At 72.2% G+C, this 17,480-nt stretch carries 16 protein-coding genes; 11 read left to right on the forward strand and 5 right to left on the reverse strand.

What is annotated here, in order from left to right; translation table 11 throughout:
* Window positions 1–22: 22 nt before the first annotated feature.
* Window positions 23–166, forward strand: a complete 144-nt coding sequence (locus ACNAYW_RS11260; protein ID WP_415849780.1) for a hypothetical protein — start codon at window positions 23–25, stop codon at window positions 164–166.
* A gap of 39 nt (window positions 167–205) precedes the next feature.
* Here the strand turns inward: ACNAYW_RS11260 and ACNAYW_RS11265 are convergent, their stop codons facing one another.
* On the reverse strand, window positions 206–829 hold the full coding sequence (locus tag ACNAYW_RS11265) for a TetR/AcrR family transcriptional regulator (protein WP_415849781.1): 624 nt from the start codon (window positions 827–829) through the stop codon (window positions 206–208).
* A 60-nt stretch (window positions 830–889) separates the two neighbouring features.
* Between ACNAYW_RS11265 and ACNAYW_RS11270 the strand changes: the two genes are divergently transcribed.
* The 3 genes from ACNAYW_RS11270 to ACNAYW_RS11280 are packed head-to-tail and all read left to right on the forward strand — an operon-like array spanning window position 890 to window position 4,157.
* Window positions 890–1,780 (forward strand): SDR family oxidoreductase, encoded by an 891-nt coding sequence (locus ACNAYW_RS11270; protein WP_415849782.1) that lies wholly within the window; start codon window positions 890–892, stop codon window positions 1,778–1,780.
* A complete protein-coding gene (locus ACNAYW_RS11275) occupies window positions 1,777–2,694 on the forward strand; it encodes a patatin-like phospholipase family protein (protein WP_415849783.1) in 918 nt (305 codons plus the stop codon). The genes ACNAYW_RS11270 and ACNAYW_RS11275 overlap by 4 nt, the downstream gene beginning before the upstream one ends.
* Window positions 2,691–4,157, forward strand: coding sequence for a flavin-containing monooxygenase (locus ACNAYW_RS11280; protein WP_415849784.1), 1,467 nt, complete (start codon window positions 2,691–2,693; stop codon window positions 4,155–4,157). The genes ACNAYW_RS11275 and ACNAYW_RS11280 overlap by 4 nt, the downstream gene beginning before the upstream one ends.
* A gap of 19 nt (window positions 4,158–4,176) precedes the next feature.
* Here the strand turns inward: ACNAYW_RS11280 and ACNAYW_RS11285 are convergent, their stop codons facing one another.
* The 3 genes from ACNAYW_RS11285 to ACNAYW_RS11295 are packed head-to-tail and all read right to left on the reverse strand — an operon-like array spanning window position 4,177 to window position 6,960.
* Complete coding sequence (locus ACNAYW_RS11285) at window positions 4,177–4,920, reverse strand: sulfite exporter TauE/SafE family protein (protein ID WP_415849785.1); 744 nt, start codon at window positions 4,918–4,920, stop codon at window positions 4,177–4,179.
* 46 nt (window positions 4,921–4,966) lie between these two features.
* On the reverse strand, window positions 4,967–5,986 hold the full coding sequence (locus tag ACNAYW_RS11290) for an agmatine deiminase family protein (RefSeq protein WP_415849786.1): 1,020 nt from the start codon (window positions 5,984–5,986) through the stop codon (window positions 4,967–4,969).
* The gene (locus tag ACNAYW_RS11295; RefSeq protein ID WP_415849787.1) at window positions 5,983–6,960 is read right to left on the reverse strand and encodes a nitrilase-related carbon-nitrogen hydrolase; all 978 of its coding nucleotides are present in this window, start codon (window positions 6,958–6,960) and stop codon (window positions 5,983–5,985) included. The genes ACNAYW_RS11290 and ACNAYW_RS11295 overlap by 4 nt, the downstream gene beginning before the upstream one ends.
* Before the next feature lie 119 nt (window positions 6,961–7,079).
* Here ACNAYW_RS11295 and ACNAYW_RS11300 point away from each other — a divergent pair, with 119 nt between their 5' ends.
* The gene (locus ACNAYW_RS11300) at window positions 7,080–7,724 is read left to right on the forward strand and encodes a TetR/AcrR family transcriptional regulator (protein WP_415849788.1); all 645 of its coding nucleotides are present in this window, start codon (window positions 7,080–7,082) and stop codon (window positions 7,722–7,724) included.
* Here ACNAYW_RS11300 and ACNAYW_RS11305 read toward each other — a convergent pair.
* Window positions 7,695–9,215: a PucR family transcriptional regulator gene (locus ACNAYW_RS11305; protein ID WP_415849789.1), complete on the reverse strand. Its 1,521-nt coding sequence runs from the start codon at window positions 9,213–9,215 to the stop codon at window positions 7,695–7,697. The two genes, ACNAYW_RS11300 and ACNAYW_RS11305, sit on opposite strands and share 30 nt — an antisense overlap.
* Window positions 9,216–9,447: 232 nt before the next feature.
* Here ACNAYW_RS11305 and ACNAYW_RS11310 point away from each other — a divergent pair, with 232 nt between their 5' ends.
* The 6 genes from ACNAYW_RS11310 (at window position 9,448) to ACNAYW_RS11335 (ending at window position 17,477) form a co-directional block, all read left to right on the forward strand.
* Window positions 9,448–11,430: a primary-amine oxidase gene (locus ACNAYW_RS11310; protein ID WP_415849860.1), complete on the forward strand. Its 1,983-nt coding sequence runs from the start codon at window positions 9,448–9,450 to the stop codon at window positions 11,428–11,430.
* On the forward strand, window positions 11,427–12,293 hold the full coding sequence (locus ACNAYW_RS11315) for a universal stress protein (RefSeq protein WP_415849790.1): 867 nt from the start codon (window positions 11,427–11,429) through the stop codon (window positions 12,291–12,293). Before ACNAYW_RS11310 ends, ACNAYW_RS11315 begins: the two co-directional genes overlap by 4 nt.
* Window positions 12,290–13,855: an APC family permease gene (locus ACNAYW_RS11320; protein ID WP_415849791.1), complete on the forward strand. Its 1,566-nt coding sequence runs from the start codon at window positions 12,290–12,292 to the stop codon at window positions 13,853–13,855. The genes ACNAYW_RS11315 and ACNAYW_RS11320 overlap by 4 nt, the downstream gene beginning before the upstream one ends.
* Window positions 13,852–15,219, forward strand: a complete 1,368-nt coding sequence (gene gabT / locus ACNAYW_RS11325; protein ID WP_415849792.1) for a 4-aminobutyrate--2-oxoglutarate transaminase — start codon at window positions 13,852–13,854, stop codon at window positions 15,217–15,219. The genes ACNAYW_RS11320 and gabT overlap by 4 nt, the downstream gene beginning before the upstream one ends.
* 180 nt (window positions 15,220–15,399) lie before the next feature.
* On the forward strand, window positions 15,400–16,857 hold the full coding sequence (locus ACNAYW_RS11330) for an NAD-dependent succinate-semialdehyde dehydrogenase (protein WP_415849793.1): 1,458 nt from the start codon (window positions 15,400–15,402) through the stop codon (window positions 16,855–16,857).
* A gap of 50 nt (window positions 16,858–16,907) precedes the next feature.
* Entirely contained in the window at window positions 16,908–17,477 is a 570-nt protein-coding gene (locus tag ACNAYW_RS11335; protein WP_415849794.1) for a YdcF family protein, read from the forward strand.
* The last annotated feature ends 3 nt before the right edge of the window (window positions 17,478–17,480 follow it).

The following is a 17,480-nucleotide window of genomic DNA, read 5'->3' on the forward strand; positions in this document are numbered from 1 at the left end:
AATGACGGATTGAGGTAACGACATGACCCCTGGCGACCGGGTGCAACTGCGCGACGAGGTGCTCGGCTTCGGCACGGTACTCAGCACCGACGACGAGGCCGTGTCGGTCAAGCTCGACGACGGACGCGCCGTCGCGGTGCACCGAGAGGCCCTCGTCCTCCTCTGAGCCCGATCGCGGCCCAGCTCTCGAACGCTGCTCCTGGAATCAGGAGCCGGCCGCGGCCAGCATCAACAGCGTGGCCCGCATGGACTCGATCACGGGCTCGGTGGCGATGGTGGGATCGATGGCACGCTGAATGCCCAGGCCGATCCCGGCCGAGAGCAACAGCTCCGCCGCGGATTCGAGGGTGCTGCGAAGTTCGGGCGCCACCTCATCGGCACCCGATTCGCCGCGCACCAGATCCACCAGCATCTCGACGACGGTGCTGCGCGCCGCGGCCCGCAGCTCGACGATCATGGCGAGCAGGTCGGGGTCGTTGCGCGCGACCGTGATGAATTCGAGCTCGAGCATCGTCCAGCCCACGTCGCCGGCCGTCCGCCGCACCCAGTCCGCGAGCAGGGAGATGCGCTCCTGCAGGTCCCCCTGGCCGGTGACCGCGACGGCGAGCTCGCCGATCTTCTCCTCGTGAATCGCCTGCAGCACCTCGCGGCACAGGTTCGGCTTGTCAACGAAGTTCGAGTAGACCGCGCCCTTGGAGTAGCCCGCCCGATCGGCGATGTCCTCGAGGCTCGCGGCGGCGTAGCCGACCTCGAGGAAGCGATCACGCGCGGCGATGAGCAGGTCGGCGCGGGTCTGCGCGCGTTGCTCCACCCTGGTCAGCCTGGCCACGCGAGAAGAATACGCGAAAGGGTATTCAAAAACTCTGAGTATTCGGATACTGTCGGTCACATGAACCTGTTCTCCTCCCGCGACCATCTCGCGCAGCTCGACGGTGCGCTCGTCGTCGTCACCGGCGGCGCCCGCGGCATCGGCGCCGCCACCGCCCGCCTGTTCGCGCAGTACGGCGCCCGCGTCGTCCTCGCCGACGTCGACCTCGAGGTCGCCGAGGCCACCGCCGCCACGATCCCCGGCTCGCGCGCCGTCCGTCTCGACGTCAGCGACCGCGCCTCCTGGGCCGCCCTGATCGCCGACCTCGACGGCCCGATCGACGTCCTCGTCAACAACGCCGGGGTCATGCCGCTCGGCCACTTCGAGGAGGAGTCCGAGACCACCACCGATCTCATCCTCGACGTCAACGTGCGCGGCATGCTCAACGGCATGCGCGCCGCCATTCCCGGCATGACCGACGCGGGCCGTGGCCACGTCGTCAACGTCGCATCGATGGCCGGGATGATCCCGATCCCGGGAATGGTCACCTACAACGCCAGCAAGTTCGCCGCGCTCGGCGCCTCCCTCGCCGCGCGCCGCGAGTACGAGGTGGGCGGCGTCGCCGTGTGCGCGATCCTCCCGTCCGCGGTCCGCACCGAGCTCTCCTCCGGCGCGCAGCTCGGCGGCGCACTCCCCACCGTCGACCCGGAGGACGTGGCCGCCGCGATCCTCGACACCCTCCGCACCCGCGCGGCCCGTACGTCCGTGCCGAAGTGGGTCGCCCCCGGCTGGAGCCTCGTCGAGGCGTTCGTCCCCGAGCCGATCGAGCGCCTGGCCCGCAAGCTCGCCGGCGACCGGCGCGGCCTCGATCTCGACGCCGCGGCCCGCAAGGCCTACACCGACCGCATCGCCCGGCAGGCCACGGATCACGCCGAGCACGCCGCCCTCGCCGACGAGGAGGCCGCCCGGTGACCCGCGCGCTCGTCATCGGCTGCGGCGGAACCATCGGCGGGGCCTGGACCATCGCCGCCCTGGCCACGCTCGAGGAGCAGTTGGACTGGGACGTGCGCGATGCGGACGTCCTGCAGGGCACGTCCGCCGGCTCGGAGATCATCACCGCACTGCAGGCGTTCTCGGTCGCCGATCTGGTCGCCATGCAGGAGGGTCGCGCGGAATCGCCCGTGCTGCAGCATCATCTGGAGGCCACCCCGGCACCGCTGCCGCGGATCCCGTTCTCGCTGCCGACGGACCCGTCGACCCTGTGGACCCGGCGCGGCGGCCACGCCCCGCTCACCGGCGTGGCCCCGCGGGGCCGCGGAGACGCGACGTGGCTGCAGGAGCTGGCCGACGCCACCGTCGGCCCCGGCGCCCTGGTGCCGCCCAAGGCCCGCCTCGTGGCCTACGAGCCCGCCACCGGGGAACGGGTCGCGTTCGGTGCGCCCGGTGCACCGAAAGCCACTGCGGGCGAGGCGCTCCGCGCCTCGTGGGCGATCCCAGCGTGGATGCCGCCCGTCGAGATCGAGGGCCGCACGTACGTCGACGGCGGTGCCGCGTCGACCGCGTCGGTCGACCTGGTCGGCCCGCAGGACGCCGACGAAGTCGTCGCCGTGGTCTCCATGGCCTCGGCGCCCGGCGTTCGCGGCCCCGGCCTCGGCGGCCTCGTCGAGTACGCCGCGCTGCGTCGCCCCATGTCGCAGGTCTTCTGGAACGAGGTGGCCGTCGCGCGGGCGCGGGGCCAGAAGGTCACCGTCATCGCGCCCGACGGTGCCGATCTCGCCGGGCTCGGCGCGAACTTCATGGCCCGGGGCAAGCGGGCCGAGGCGTTCGCCGCCGCGCGGCGCACCGCGCCGCTCGCCGTCCGCCGCGGACTGGAGGAGGCGCGATGACCGAGCCCCGCATCGTGGTCATCGGCGCCGGCGTGGCCGGCATCTCGACCGCGCACGTCCTGCAGGAGCAGGGCTTCACCGACTGGGTGGTGCTCGAGAAGGGCGCCGACGTGGGCGGCGTGTGGTTCTGGAACCACTACCCCGGCCTCACCTGCGACGTGCCCTCGCAGATCTACCAGTTCGCCTTCGCCCCCAAGGCCGACTGGGAGAAGATCTGGGCCACCGGCCCGCAGATCCAGCAGTACCACCGCGACGTCGTGGAGCAACTGGGCCTGCAGGACCGGATCCGGTGCAACACCGAGGTTCTCGCCGCCGAATTCGACGACGCCTCCGCCACGTGGGTCCTCACCCTGAACACCGGCGAGACGATGACGGCCGATTTCGTCGTCTGCGCCACCGGGGTCCTGCACAACCCGTCGATCCCCGACATCGAGGGCCTCGCCGACTTCGACGGCGACGTCGTCCACACCGCCCGCTGGGACGACTCCCTCGTCACCGAGGGCCGGAAGATCGCCGTCATCGGCACCGGATCGACCGGCGTGCAGGTGGTCTCGGCGCTCCAGCCGGAGGCGGAGCACCTCACCCACTTCGTCCGCTCGCCGCAGTGGGTGCTGTGGGCGCCGATGCGGCTGCCCCAGCTCGGCGCCGTCACGGCGCTGTTCGAGCGCGTCCCGGGGCTCCTCGACCGGGTGCACCAGGGCCTGCTCTGGGGCTCGGGAATCCTCGCCGACATCACGACGAAGCCGTCCTGGCGGCGGCGCGCCGTGCAGGCCTACGCGCGGCTGTCGCTGCGCGCGCAGGTGCCGTCGTCGATGCGGAAGGATCTCACGCCGGACGACGAGCCGCTGTGCAAGCGGCAGGTGGTCTCCGGCACCTACTACGCGGCGCTCAAGGCGCGCAACGCCTCCCTGGTCACGACCGACATCGCGCGGATCGAGCCGACGGGCGTGCGGACCGTCGACGGGACGCTGCATGAGGCGGATCTCCTGGTGCTCGCCACCGGCTTCCGCGCGCACGACTACATGCGGCCCATGCGGGTCACGGGCCGCGACGGCGTCAAGCTCGACGACGCCTGGGCCGGCGGTCCGCGGGCCTACCGCATGACGGCGATCCCCGGCTTCCCCAACCTGTTCACCGTGCTCGGCCCCAACTCCCCCACCGGCTCGATCTCCCTGCAGTTCTCCGCCGATCTCACGGCGAAGTACATCGCACAGTGGCTCGACCGGTTCCGCCGGGGCGAGATCGCGACGGTCGAGGTCACCGAGGCGGCCACGGCGGGCTTCAACCGCGACGTGGCGGAGGCGATGGGGCCGACGGTGTGGAACACCGGCTGCAACTCCTGGTACTTCACCGAGGGCGGGTCGATCGACCTGTGGCCCTTCGACCGGAAGACCATGGTGCGCATGCTCTCCGCGCCCGACGACGCGGACTTCCACGTCCGACGGTCCGCCGACCGCACCTGACGCGCGGCATGGCTCGCCCCTAGAACCACACCCGGGCGAGCCAGGTCGCGAGGCCGAGGCCGCAGACCGCCACCACCACCCGCAGCTTCCCGGCGTCGATCCGGGCCACCACGGGCGGGCCGCACCAGCCGCCCGCGAAACCGCCGATCGCCATCGCGATCGCCGCCGGCCAGTGCACCGGCCCGAACACGGCGAAGCCGATGGCGGCCACGAGGTTCGCGAGGCCCAGGGCATAGCTCTTGAGCATCGCGGCGCGCCACAGCGGTTCGCTGGTGGCCAGGAGCGTCAGGGCCAGGATCATCACGCCCGCACCGGCCCCGAAGTAGCCTCCGTACACGGCGACCAGGAAGACGCCCGCGGGGTAGAACCGTGCGAGCCGCCGCACCGCCGGACGCTCGTGCAGGTACGGCTGCAGCAGGATCGCGATCGCCGCGATCGCGATGAGCACGGGGACGACCCGCTCGAAGGTGTCGCCGGGCGCGAGCAGGAGCAGCGCGGAGCCGGCCGCGCCGCCCGCGACGGCGACGACGGCCAGCAATCTCATTTGCGCCGGGTTCTTCCGCAGCTCCGATGCCGACGAGGCGATCGAGCCGCCGCCCACCGCGACCATCGCGACGGTGTTGGTCACGTTCGCGGCGACCGGCGAGAGCCCGAAGGCGAGCAGCGCGGGGTAGGAGACGATCGAGGCGAGCCCCGTGATGTATCCGATGAGCCCGGCGCCGAACCCGGCGAGCACCATCACGGCGGCCGTCGCCGCCGTCATCGGTTCCCCATCGTCCGCACTCTACTGGCGCGGACGGCGGAGACCGTCAGACCGCGGGTTGCTGCTGCGTGATGCAGTGGATGCCGCCGCCGCGGGCGAACAGCGGCCGCGCATCGACGGTGACGATCTCGCGGCCGGGGTACGCGGTGGCGAGGACCTCCACCGCCACGACGTCGTTCGGGTCGTCGAAGGAGCACGCGACCACGGCGTCGTTCACGACGACGTGGTTGATGTAGCTGTAGTCGACGAAGCCCTCGCCGTCGCGGAGCACCGTCGGGGCGGGAACGGACAGGACCTCCCAGGACCGGCCCGCGGCGTCGGTCGACGCCGTGAACGTCTCCCGGAGCGTCGCGCATCGCGCGTGGTCCGGGTGGGACCCGTCGCGCTGGTCGTGCAGCAGCACGGTGCCCGGCGACGGGATGGTCGCGACGATGTCGACGTGGCCGCGGGTGCCGAAGGTGTCGGAGTCGCGGGCCAGCCCGAACGGCAGCCAGACGGCGTGCGTCGCCCCGATGGTGCGCGCCAGCTCCGCCTCCACGTGCGCCTTCGACAGGCCGGGGTTGCGCCCCGGATCCAGTTGCACCGTCTCGGTCAGCAGGACGGTGCCGGCACCGTCGACGGTGATGCCGCCGCCCTCGTTCACCAGCTCGGACCCGATGTACTCGGCCCCGGCGAGGTCGGCGACGAGCCGCCCGATCCGGCTGTCCCGGTCCCACCTCGCCCAGGACTGCCCGCCCCAGCCGTTGAACACCCAGTCGACGGCGCCGAGCCGCCCCGCCCCGTCGACGACGAAGGTCGGCCCGATGTCGCGCATCCAGGCGTCGTTGAGCGGCGCCTCGACCACCTCGACCCGGTCCGACAGGTAGCGCGCCGCGGCCGCGCGCTCGGCCGGATCCACCACGACGGTGACCGGCTGGAAGTCAACGATCGCGTTCGCGACCGCCGCCCACGTCGCGCGGGCGGCGTGCTGCTCCTCGACGGTGTCGCCGAGGGAGTAGCCGGCGGAGGGGTAGGCCATCCACGTCCGGGTCTGGGGCGCCGTCTCCGACGGCATGCGCCACGTCATCGCGCACCGCCGAGCGGTCCGTGCGCGGCGACGGGCTCGACGAGCGGGCCGTAGGTGTCGGGGCGGCGAGTGGCGAGGAAGGGGAACAGGGTCAGCCAGTCGCGGCGCTGGTCCAGGTCGAGGTCGGCCACCAGCACCGCGGACGCGTCCCGGGGCGCCTCGACGAGGATGCGGCCGTACGGGTCGGAGATGAAGGAGCTGCCGTAGAAGGTGATCGCGCCCTCGTTCCCCCAGCGGTTGGGCACCACCATGAAGGTGCCGCTCGCGATCCCGTTGCCCACGATCACCTGCCGCCACAGCGGGGCGGTGTCGAAATCGGGGTGGTCGGGCTCGGAGCCGATGGCCGTGGGGTAGGCGATGACGTCGGCGCCGCCGAGCGAGTAGGCGCGCGCGACCTCGGGGAACCACTCGTCCCAGCAGGTGGGGAGGCCGAAGCGGGCCCCACCGAGTTCCGCGGGCTCGTGCACGGGGTAGGGATCGGCCCCGTCGGACTGCGCGGGCCCCCGCAGGAAATAGGTGTCCTCGTAGTACCCGGCGGTGACCGGGATATGCAGCTTGCGGGTCCTGGCGAGCAGCTCGCCCGACGGCGAGACCATGATCGCGGTGTTGTAGCCCAGCGGCTCCGCGTCGGGATGCCGCTCGTACAGCGAGGCGTGCACCACCACGCCGTGCTCCTTGGCCGCGGCCGCCGCGAGGGCGAACGTGGGACCGGTGCGCAGGTCCTCCGCGAGCGCGCTGGGCTGCGCACCGCCGCGCTCGAACGCCGGGTAACGCAGCAGGGTGATCTCGGAGAGGAAGACGACCCGCGCCCCGGCCCGGGCGGCCCGCCCGATCGCGTCGGTGAGCTCGGCCGCGAGCAGCGCCGCGTCGTCGTGCCAGCGGTGCTGCACGAGCGCGACCCGCAGCGCGCCCCGGGTCGGGGCGTCCACGCGGGCGGGCGACACCGGAACCCCCGGCGCGACGATGAGCTCCATCTCGGCTCCTCCACATTTATCGATAGGCTTTCGATTAAAGATAGACGCTCGTGACCCGCGCCACAAGGGGCAAATAGAAGCACATTCGATTTCAGCCGGAATCGGGTAGGTTCGTCCTGGTGAGCAGACGTGTCGGACGGCCGAGCACCCCCCAACTCGACCGCGCCTCGATCGGTGCGGCGGCGCTCGAGCTGGTCGACCGGGAGGGCGCCCTCAGCATGCCGGCGCTCGCCCGCCGGCTCGGCGTGCAGGTCTCGTCGCTCTACCACCACGTCGACGGGCGCGCGGGCGTCATCGGCCTGGTCCGCGACCTGGTGACCGCCGACATCGACGCCACGTGCTTCGCCACCGAGCCCTGGGACCGGGCCCTCGCCACCTGGGCCCGCACCTACCGCACGGCGTTCGCCGCACACCCCGCCGCGGTCCGGCTGCTCGCCACCGAACCCATCGGCGGTCCGCAGAACCTCGCGATGTACGCCGCCGCGACCACCGCGCTGCTCCGCGCGGGGTTCCCGGTCGAGAAGGTGATGGGCATCGTCGTCGGCGTCGAGAACTTCCTCCTCGGCGCGGCGCTCGACGTCTCCGCGCCCGACGTGCCCATCGCCCTGGACGACGACGATGTCGCCGCCACCGACGACCTGCGCCGCGCGCTGGCGGCGGCACCGTCGGGCCCGGAACGCCCCCTGCAGGCCTTCGACCTGGGGCTCGCCGCGCTGATCGAGGGCCTGCGGGCGCTACTCGTCGCCGAGCAGCAGGGCCAGTAGCAGCTCGGCGCGCACTCGCGCCGAGCGGAGGTCGACGCCGAGCAGCTCCTCCGCCCGGGCCACGCGCGCCCGCGCCGTGTGCCGGTGCACCCCCAGCGCCGCGGCCGTCCCCTCCCACTGGCCGTGGTTCTCGAGGTACGCCCGGAGCGCCTCGGCGAGGCCGTCGTGCGCGCGCAGCGGCTCCAGCAGCGCCCGGTCGAGCCGCGCGAGGGCCTCCCGGGTACCCGGCTCGGTGAACAGCGTGCGCCCGACCAGCGCCGCGGCGTCGACGGTGCCGCCACCGGGCCGGGCCGCGCGGGCGGCGAGCTCCGCGGCGGCGACCGCCTCGGCCACGGCGTGCGGCGCGTGCGGCGCCCCGAGCCCGAGCTGCAGCCGGCCGCGCTCGCCCGGCGCGATGCCCGCGACCAGGGCGTCGGCGAAGGCGGGGCCGTCGTCCCCGCCCAGCAGCGCGATCACGCCGCTCGCGGTGCCCGCCTCCGAGACGAACACCGGGCGACCGGCGTCGTGCAGCGCCGCGCGCACCGCGGACACCACGGCGTCCGGGTCGCCGCCGCGGATCATCAGCGCGCGCACCCCGGCCGGGTCCGCCGCCTCGCCGACGAGCTGCGCGGCCTCGTCGAGGTCGCCGCCCGCCGAGAGCACCAGGCGCAGCGCCGCGGCGTTCATCCGCCACTGCGCGAGCCGCAGCCGCAGGGGCCGCTCGAAGTCCAACGCGAGCAGGGAGTTGGCGTGGCCGATGAGCACGTGATCGGTCGCCGACGGCTCGTGCGGCAGCACCACGCCGAGGTGGCCGTGCCCGCGATCGCCCACCCGGATGGGCTGGGTGACGATGGTGCGCCGCGCGGACGGGTCCGTCGACGGTGCCCGCACGGGCCCGGCCGCCGAGGCCGCGCCGTGCGCCCGCGCCTGCTCGCCGACCTCGCGCGCGACGGCCGGGTCGAGGTCCGCCGGATGCGTCTGCACGACGCGACCACCGCGATCCAAGAGCAGTGCGGCCCCGCCGGAGCCCACCGCGAGCTCGCGCAGCGTGGCCGACGGTCCGCCCGCGACCGCGGCCCGGGTCATGCGCTGCTGGGCGCGGCCCGCCGCCGCCTGCGCGGCGTTCGCGCGCCGCGCGATCTCGTCGATGACAGTGCGCGCGACGGCCACGAAGGGCGTGGGGAGGGGCACGTCGACCAGCGCGAGGCCGAACTCGTCGGCGGCGTCGACCAGGGCCGACGGCGCGCTCGCCCGGGAGACGCCGACGCCGAAGCCGAGCGCGGAGACGCCGCGGTCGGTGAGTCGCCGCACGTAGTCGCGGCAGCCCTCGTCGCCCGACGGGATCCCGATGCCGGTGGTCAGCAGCATCTCCCCGCCGGTGAGCCAGGGCGTGGGATCGGCGAGCTCGGTGGTGATGACGAAGGTGATCGGGACGTCCGTCGCGCTCGCGCCCGCGCGGAGCCCGAGGCCGAGATCCCGCCGACCGAGGAGCCAGCGCACGGTGACCGCCATTCCCGCTCCAATCCGTCGAGTTCTACCGTCTGATTTCGCCATTCTGGCAGATGCGGTGCGCGGTGACCCAGCGCACAGTGAGAGGCGAGCACTCGGGTTTACGGCAAAGACCCGTCGGCGTACGGCTCGAAGGACTACACCCGAATCAAGCACGTCACGAGCAGCAACGACCGCCATCCGGTCCGACCGCCGATCACCGCCCGCCGACGCCGCCGAGAAAGGCATGTCCACGATGCAGACCCCCTCCCCCGCCGCCCATCCGCTCGACCCCCTTTCGGCCGACGAGATGCGCGCGGTCACCGCCCTGCTCGCCCGCGAGCACGGCGTGAACGCCGACTGGCGCTACGCCTCGATCGAGATGGCCGAGCCGAGCAAGGCCGCGATCACCGCCTTCGACACCGACGGGACGCCGTGCGAGCGCGTCGCGGTCGCGGTGCTCTTCGACCGCACCGCGAACCGCACCTACAAGGCCCGCGTCTCGCTGACAGCGGATGCCGTCACCGCGTTCGAGCACATCCCGGACGTGCAGGCCAACGTCACCGTCGACGAATGGGACGAGGCCGATCAGGCCCTGCGCGCGCACCCCGACGTGATCGCCGCGCTCGCGGCGCGGGGCATCACCGACATGTCGCTGGTGTTCATGGACACCTGGACGTACGGCGCCGTGCTCATCCCGGAGGAGTTCGCCGGACGGCGGATCGGCTGGTCCGACACCTGGGTCCGCGCGTCCGACGGCGCCAACCCCTACGCCGGACCGGTCAACGGCTTCCACTGCGTGATCGACCTGAACACCATGGAGCTGCTGAAGATCGAGGACACCTTCCGGGTGGACCGCCCGCAGATCATGGGCGAGTACGTGCCGCGCATGCTGCCCAAGGAGATCCGCGAGGCGGGCACCCGTCCCGAGCGCAAGCCCTTGGAGATCACCCAGCCCGAGGGCCCCGGCTTCACCCTCGAGGGCAACAAGCTGACCTGGCAGAACTGGTCGCTGCGGGTCGGCTTCAACTACCGCGAGGGCATGACCCTGCACGCCATCACCTACAACGACAACGGGAACGTGCGCAAGATCGCGCACCGCCTCTCCTTCGCCGAGATGATGGTGCCCTACCGCGACCACTGCGAGGATCACTACCGCCGCACCGCCTTCGACATCGGCGAGTGGGGCCTCGGCTTCATGACCACCTCGCTGGCGCTGGGCTGCGACTGCCTCGGCGAGATCCGGTACCTGGACGCCACCCTCCACGACAGCAAGGGCGAGCCGTACGACATCGCCAACGCGATCTGCATCCACGAGGAGGACAACGCCGTCCTGTGGAAGCACGTCGACCACCACGCCGGCGCCGAGGTGCGCCGCATGCGCCGCCTGACGGTCTCCTTCCACGTCACCGTCGCGAACTACGAGTACCTGACCTACTGGCGGTTCTACGAGGACGGCAACATCGAGTGCGAGGTGCGCGCCACCGGCATCATGGTGGTCAGCCACTTCCCCGAGGGCGGCGCCCACCCGCACGGCACCCTCGTCGACGACCGCACCTACGCGCCGTTCCACCAGCACTTCATCGTCGCGCGCATGGACCTCGACGTGGACGGCGAGAACAACACCGTCTACCGGTCCGAGACGCAGATGGTGCCCACCGGGCCCGACAACCCGTACGGCCTCTCGCTGCAGCAGGTGAACACGCCCCTCCGGACCGAGGAGGAGGGCAAGCAGGACCCGCACTACCCCACGCAACGCTCGTGGAAGGTGGTCAACGACAACGTGAAGACCGGCCTCGGGGTCTCCCCGTCGTACAAACTCGTCGCCTCGGCGAACGTCCCCGCGATGTTCGACCCTGCCTCGCCCATCCTCGACCGCTGCCGCGCCATCGAGCACACCCTGTGGGTCACCCCCAACGATCCCGAGGAGCGGTGGCCCGCGGGCGAATTCGTGAACCAGGGCGGCGGCGGCATGGGCCTGCCCGCGTGGACCGCGCGGAACCGCTCGATCGAGAACACCGACGTGGTGCTCTGGTACACCTTCGGCATCCACCACATCACCCGGCCGGAGGACTGGCCGATCATGCCGGCCGACACGGTGAGCTTCTGGCTCAAGCCCTTCGGCTTCTTCGACCGGAACCCGTCGCTCGACGTGGCTCCGACCTCGGCGAAGTCCTCGTCCTGCTGTTCGACCGAATCCGACGGTGCCGCACCGTCCTGCTGTGAGGGGGAGAAGTGAAGATCTACGTCGCCTACCTGGCCACCGACGGCGGCCGCGACGCCGTCGCCCTCGGCGTGCAGCTGGCCCGCAGCCTCGGCGCCGAGCTCGCGCTCGGCATGGTGGTGCCCCCGGATCAGACCGGGTCCTTCGTCTCCGGCGACCTGACCTCCCAGGTGCTCACCGAGCAGGCGGACGCCTGGCTGACGCAGGCCCGGACGCTGGTGCCGGACGACGTGACGACGAGCACCCATGTGGGCGTGCACGACTCGATCGCCGGGGGCATCATCGCCGAGGCGGAGCGGATCGGTGCCGCGATCGTCGTGACGGGCGCCACCGGCGGCGGGCTGCTCGGAAAGCACTCGCTGGGCCCTGTGGTCAACGACCTCATCCACTCCGCGCCCATGGCCGTGGCGTTGGCCCCGCGCGGGCAGCGCCACTCCAAGGCCGAGCGGGTGCGGTCGGTGACCTGCGCGGTCGGCACCCGGCCGGGCGCCGCGGAGCTGCTCGACGCCGCGATCGCCGGCGCCGAGCGCGCCGGTGTGCCCCTCCGGCTCGTCTCCCTCATCGCGGTCGACCTCATGCCCGGCCCGCAGCAGAGCGACGACGGCAAGCTCGACGAGGCCCGCCGCCACTCGCTCGCGGTGCTCGACGAGGCCCGCGCCAAGCTGCCGGGATCGGTCGAGGTGACCTCGGCCGTCGTCCTCGGCGACACCGTCGAGGACGCCGTCAACAGCCTCGACTGGCACTCCGGCGACGTGATCCTCGTCGGCTCGAGCCGCCTCGCCGCGCCCCGCCGCCTGTTCCTCGGCTCGACCGCGGCGAAGATGCTCCGCGTCCTCGACGTCCCGATGGTCGTCGTGCCCCGGGCCGGGATCTCATGACCGCCGCAGCGGGCCGCGGTCCCGAGACCGCGCCCGCCGACGGGAGCGGGAGCGACGACACCGTCGACAAGGGCCTCGCGAAGGGCAGGATCGGCACCCTCGCGGGCGCGGTCCTCGGCATCTCGACGGTGGCCCCCGGCTACACGCTGACCGCGAGCATCGGCCTGATCGTCGCCTCGGTCGGGCTCAAGATGCCCGCGATCTTCATCGCCGGCTTCATCCCGATGTTCCTCACCGCCTACGCCTACCGCGAGCTCAACGCGCGCGTGCCCGACTGCGGCGCCTCGTTCACCTGGTCCACCAAGGCCTTCGGGCCGTACGTCGGTTGGATGTGCGGCTGGGGCATGGTCCTCGCGACGATCATCGTGCTCTCGAACCTCGCGGCGATCGCCGTCGACTACTTCTACCTATTCCTCGCGCAGGTGATGAGCAACGACTCGATCGCGGACCTGGCCTCGAACAAGCTCGTCAACATCGCGACCACGCTGGTGTTCATCGTGATCGCCACCTACATCTCGGGGCGCGGCGTCACCACCAGCGCCGTGGTGCAGTACGCGCTGGTCGGTTTCCAGATGGTCGTGCTCGTGGCCTTCGCGGTCACGGCCATCGTGCGGTCCGGCGGCGTGCCCACCGGGCTGTCCTTCTCGCTCGACTGGTTCAACCCGTTCACCGGCATCACCATCGCGGCGTTCGTCGTAGGGCTCACGGGCTCGATCTTCGCGTTCTGGGGCTGGGACACGTGCCTCACGCTCGGCGAGGAGTCGAAGGACCCGACCAAGGTCCCGGGCCGCGCCGGGCTGCTCGCGGTGGTGTCGATCCTGATCACCTACCTGCTCGTGGCGATCGCGGTCATGATGTACGCGGGCGTCGGCACCGAGGGCGTCGGCCTGGGCAATCCGGACAACTCCGAGAACGTCTTCCGGCCGCTCGCGAACCCCGTGCTGGGCGGCTTCGGCGGCCTCATGCTGTTCCTCGCGATCTTCGCCTCGTCGATCGCCAGCCTGCAGACCACCTTCCTGCCCGCGGCGCGGACGATGCTCGCGATGGGCAGCTACGGCGCCTTCCCGAAGAAGCTGGCCGCGGTGCACCCGCGCTACCTGGTCCCCACCTACGCGACCGTCGTCTCCGGCGTCATCACCGCCGTCTTCTACGCCGTGGTCAAGTTGCTCTCGGACCGCGCCCTGCTCGACACCATCGCCGCCCTGGGCATCATGATCTGCTGGTACTACGGCATCACGGCCTTCGCCTGCGTGTGGTTCTTCCGGCGCGAGCTGTTCACCGGCGCGCACAACATCGTCTACAAGTTCCTGTTCCCCCTCATCGGCGGCACGATCCTCGCGGTCGTGTTCGTGATCTCGGTACAGGAGAGTCTCGATCCCGAGAACGGCAGCGGCTCCTCGCTGTTCGGCATCGGACTCGTTTTCTACATCGGCTTCGGCCTGCTCCTGCTGGGCGCCGTGCTCATGTTCGTCCGGCGGGCCACCCATCCCGCCTTCTTCCGCGGCGAGACCCTCCGCCGCTCCATCGCCCCCGTCGACGTCGACAAGGAGACACTGACATGACCGCAACGACCCCCTCGATCACCTACCGACTGCCGCAGGTCCGCAACCTCGTGACCGCGCTGCCCGGCCCGGAGTCCGCGCGCCTGGCCGACCGGCGACGGTCCGCCGTCGCCGGCGGGGTCGGCTCCTCGGTGCCCGTGTACGCCGCCGACGCCGACGGCGGCGTGATCGTGGACGTGGACGGCAACTCGCTCATCGACCTGGGCTCCGGCATCGCCGTGACCAGCGTCGGCGCGTCCGACCCGCGCGTCGCGGAAGCCGTTGCGGCGCAGGCCGGCCACTTCACCCACACCTGCTTCATGGTGACCCCCTACGAGGGCTACGTCGCCGTGGCCGAGCGGCTCAACGCCCTCACGCCCGGCGACCACGACAAGCGCACCGTGCTGTTCAACTCCGGCGCCGAGGCCGTGGAGAACGCGATCAAGGTCGCGCGCCTGGCCACCGGCCGCGACGCCGTCGTCGCCTTCGACCACGCCTACCACGGCCGCACCAACCTCACGATGGCGCTGACGGCCAAGACCATGCCGTACAAGAAGGACTTCGGGCCCTTCGCGCCCGAGGTCTACCGGATGCCGATGTCCTACCCGTACCGCGACGCGGCGGCGGGCCTCGACGCCGACGGTGCCGCCGCGGCCGCCCGCGCGATCTCGCAGATCGAGAAGCAGATCGGCGGCGACGCCGTGGCCGCCGTCATCATCGAGCCGATCCAGGGCGAGGGCGGCTTCATCGTGCCCGCGCCCGGTTTCCTGCCGGCCCTCGCGGCCTGGGCGAAGGAGAACGGCGTCGTCTTCATCGCCGATGAGGTGCAGACCGGCTTCGCCCGCACCGGCGCGTGGTTCGCGTGCGAGGACGAGGGCGTGGTGCCCGACATCATCACCATGGCCAAGGGCATCGCCGGCGGCATGCCGCTCTCGGCGATCACGGGCCGCGCCGACCTGCTCGACGCCGTGCACGCCGGCGGCCTCGGCGGCACCTACGGCGGCAACCCCGTCGCCTGCGCCGCGGCCCTCGCCGCCCTCGACACCATGACGGACCTCGACCTGCCGGCCCGCGCCCGCGCGATCGGCGAGCGCGCCGTGACCCGGCTGCGCGCCCTCGCCGGCGAGGTCGGCGTGATCGGCGACGTCCGCGGCCGCGGCGCGATGATCGCGATCGAGCTGGTGCGGCCGGGCACCTCGGAACCGGACGCCGACCTGACCAAGGCCGTCGCCGCGAAGGCCCTCGCAGCGGGCGTGGTGATCCTCACCTGCGGCACGTACGGCAACGTCGTCCGCCTCCTGCCGCCGCTGGTGATCGGCGACGAGCTGCTCGACGACGCCCTCACCGTGCTGGAGACGGCGATCCGCGAGGCCGCCGCCCAGTAGGTCCGCGGGGTCCACCTCGCGGCCGGACCCCGCACCGCCCGCAGCACTCTCGGATTCTGTCCGTTCCGGACAACCTGTCCGCGCCGGACAGAATCCGAGAGTCGTTCGCGCGGAACCACCCGTCCCCGTCGCCACCACCGACGCACCCCATCTGCCCGCACCGCCATCGAGAGGCCTTTCGTGAACGCCACCGAACTGTTGAACACCGTCCCCACCGGCCTGTGGCAGGGCGGCCGCTCCGCGCCGAGCGAGTCCGGCCGCACCTTCGAGGTGATCAACCCGGCCACCGGTGAGGTGCTCGCCACGGTCGCGAATGCGACGCCCGCCGACGCGACCGCCGCCCTGGACGCGGCGAGCGCCGCCGCCGAGGAGTGGGCCGCCACCGCGCCCCGCGTGCGCGCCGACGTCCTGCGCGCCGCCTTCGACGCCGTGACCGCGCGCGCCGACGACTTCGCCCTCCTCATGACCCTGGAGATGGGCAAGATTCTGCCCGAGAGCCGCGGCGAGGTGACCTACGGCGCCGAGTTCCTGCGCTGGTTCTCCGAGGAGGCCGTGCGGATCGGCGGCCGCACCGCGACCGCCCCCGCCGGCACCGGCGAGATCGCCGTCGTCAAGGAGCCCGTCGGGCCGTGCCTGGCGATCACGCCGTGGAACTTCCCCCTCGCGATGGGCACGCGCAAGATCGGCCCCGCCCTGGCCGCCGGCTGCACCGTGATCGTCAAGCCCGCCGAGGACACGCCGCTCACCATGCTGCTGCTCGCGCAGGTCTTCGCGGAGGTGGGCCTCCCCGCCGGCGTCCTGTCGGTTCTGCCGACGCTCGACGCGCCCGCCGTGGTCGAGCGGCTCATGAACGACGAGCGGCTGCGCAAGGTCTCCTTCACCGGATCCACCGGCGTGGGCAGGATCCTCCTCGCGCAGGCCGCGAACAACGTGCTGCGCACCTCGATGGAGCTCGGCGGCAGCGCGCCGTTCCTGGTCTTCGACGACGCCGACCTCGACAAGGCCGTCGACGGGGCCATGCTCGCCAAGATGCGCAACGGCGGCGAGGCCTGCACGGCGGCCAACCGCATCCTGGTGCAGAACGGCATCCGCGAGGCCTTCACCGCACGGCTCACCGAGCGCGTTGCCGCGATGCGCGTCGGGCCGGGCTGGGAGGAGACCTCCGCGATCGGCCCGATCATCAACGCCGAGCAGCGGGGCTCGATCGCGGCGCTCGTCGACGAGGCCGTCGCCGCCGGCGCCACCGTGCGCACGGGCGGCAGGCCGGTCGACGGTGCCGGGTTCTTCTACGAGCCCACCGTCATCGACGGCCTGCCCGACGGTGCCCGCATCCGCCGCGACGAGATCTTCGGACCGGTCGCGGCGATCGTCGGCTTCGACACCGAGGAGGAGGGCGTCGCCCTGGCCAACGACACCGAGTACGGGCTGGCCGCGTACTTCTTCACCGAGAACGTCGGCCGGGCGCAGCGGGTCGCGCGGCGGCTGCAGGCGGGGATGGTCGGCGTGAACCGCGGCGTCATCTCCGACCCCGCCGCCCCGTTCGGCGGGATCAAGCAGTCCGGCCTCGGGTCGGAGGGCGGCAGCGAGGGCATCGCGGAGTACCTCAACACCAAGTACATCGCGCTCCCGCCCGCGTGACGCCGCCCGCGCCCCACGGGAGGGATCCGGCGCGCCGGTAGGGTGGCGACGTGCGGCGACTGCAAAGACTCCTGTGGGGCGTGACGCTCGTCGTCGTCCTCGTGCTCGCCGTGGTCGGCGGCGCCGGCTACCTGCTGTTCGGCGTGGATCACCAGGACCCGCTGCGCAAGGTCGACGCGATCATCGTGCTCGGAGGCGAACACGACGGCCGCGAGCAGTACGGCATCCGGCTCGCCCAGGAGGGCTGGGCGAAGAACGTCGTCCTCTCGAACCCCTACGGGATCTGGGAACCGGACGATCGCGCGATGCAGGAGATGTGCGGCACCCGGCTCGGCGACATCTCCATCACCTGTGAGAAGCCGGTCCCCAGCACCACCCGCGGCGAGGCGATGTTCACCGAGCGCCTCTCGAAGCAGCGCGGCTGGACCTCGGTCATCGTGATCAGCTGGGGCTATCACCTCACCCGGTCCCGGTACATCTTCGACAACTGCTACGCGGGCGACACCGTGATGCGGGCCGTGCCCCGCAACTACGATTACGGCCCCGCCGACTGGGAGCTGATCTACCTCTACCAGTTCGTCGGCACCGCGAAGGCCGTGGTCCAGGGCACCTGCGGCTGACGC

Origin of the sequence: Tsukamurella ocularis (genome assembly GCF_965138335.1) — a bacterium.
GTDB classification, from domain to species: domain Bacteria; phylum Actinomycetota; class Actinomycetes; order Mycobacteriales; family Mycobacteriaceae; genus Tsukamurella; species Tsukamurella ocularis_A.

Bases quoted from the DNA above. Each gene is read 5' to 3' on its own strand.
- ACNAYW_RS11260 (WP_415849780.1), top strand. From the start codon at position 23: ATGACCCCTGGCGACCGGGTGCAACTGCGCGACGAGGTGCTCGGCTTC.
- ACNAYW_RS11270 (WP_415849782.1), top strand. From the start codon at position 890: ATGAACCTGTTCTCCTCCCGCGACCATCTCGCGCAGCTCGACGGTGCG.
- ACNAYW_RS11280 (WP_415849784.1), top strand. From the start codon at position 2,691: ATGACCGAGCCCCGCATCGTGGTCATCGGCGCCGGCGTGGCCGGCATC.
- ACNAYW_RS11285 (WP_415849785.1), bottom strand. From the start codon at position 4,920: ATGACGGCGGCGACGGCCGCCGTGATGGTGCTCGCCGGGTTCGGCGCC.
- ACNAYW_RS11290 (WP_415849786.1), bottom strand. From the start codon at position 5,986: ATGACGTGGCGCATGCCGTCGGAGACGGCGCCCCAGACCCGGACGTGG.
- ACNAYW_RS11295 (WP_415849787.1), bottom strand. From the start codon at position 6,960: ATGGAGCTCATCGTCGCGCCGGGGGTTCCGGTGTCGCCCGCCCGCGTG.
- ACNAYW_RS11305 (WP_415849789.1), bottom strand. From the start codon at position 9,215: ATGGCGGTCACCGTGCGCTGGCTCCTCGGTCGGCGGGATCTCGGCCTC.
- ACNAYW_RS11310 (WP_415849860.1), top strand. From the start codon at position 9,448: ATGCAGACCCCCTCCCCCGCCGCCCATCCGCTCGACCCCCTTTCGGCC.
- ACNAYW_RS11320 (WP_415849791.1), top strand. From the start codon at position 12,290: ATGACCGCCGCAGCGGGCCGCGGTCCCGAGACCGCGCCCGCCGACGGG.
- gabT (WP_415849792.1), top strand. From the start codon at position 13,852: ATGACCGCAACGACCCCCTCGATCACCTACCGACTGCCGCAGGTCCGC.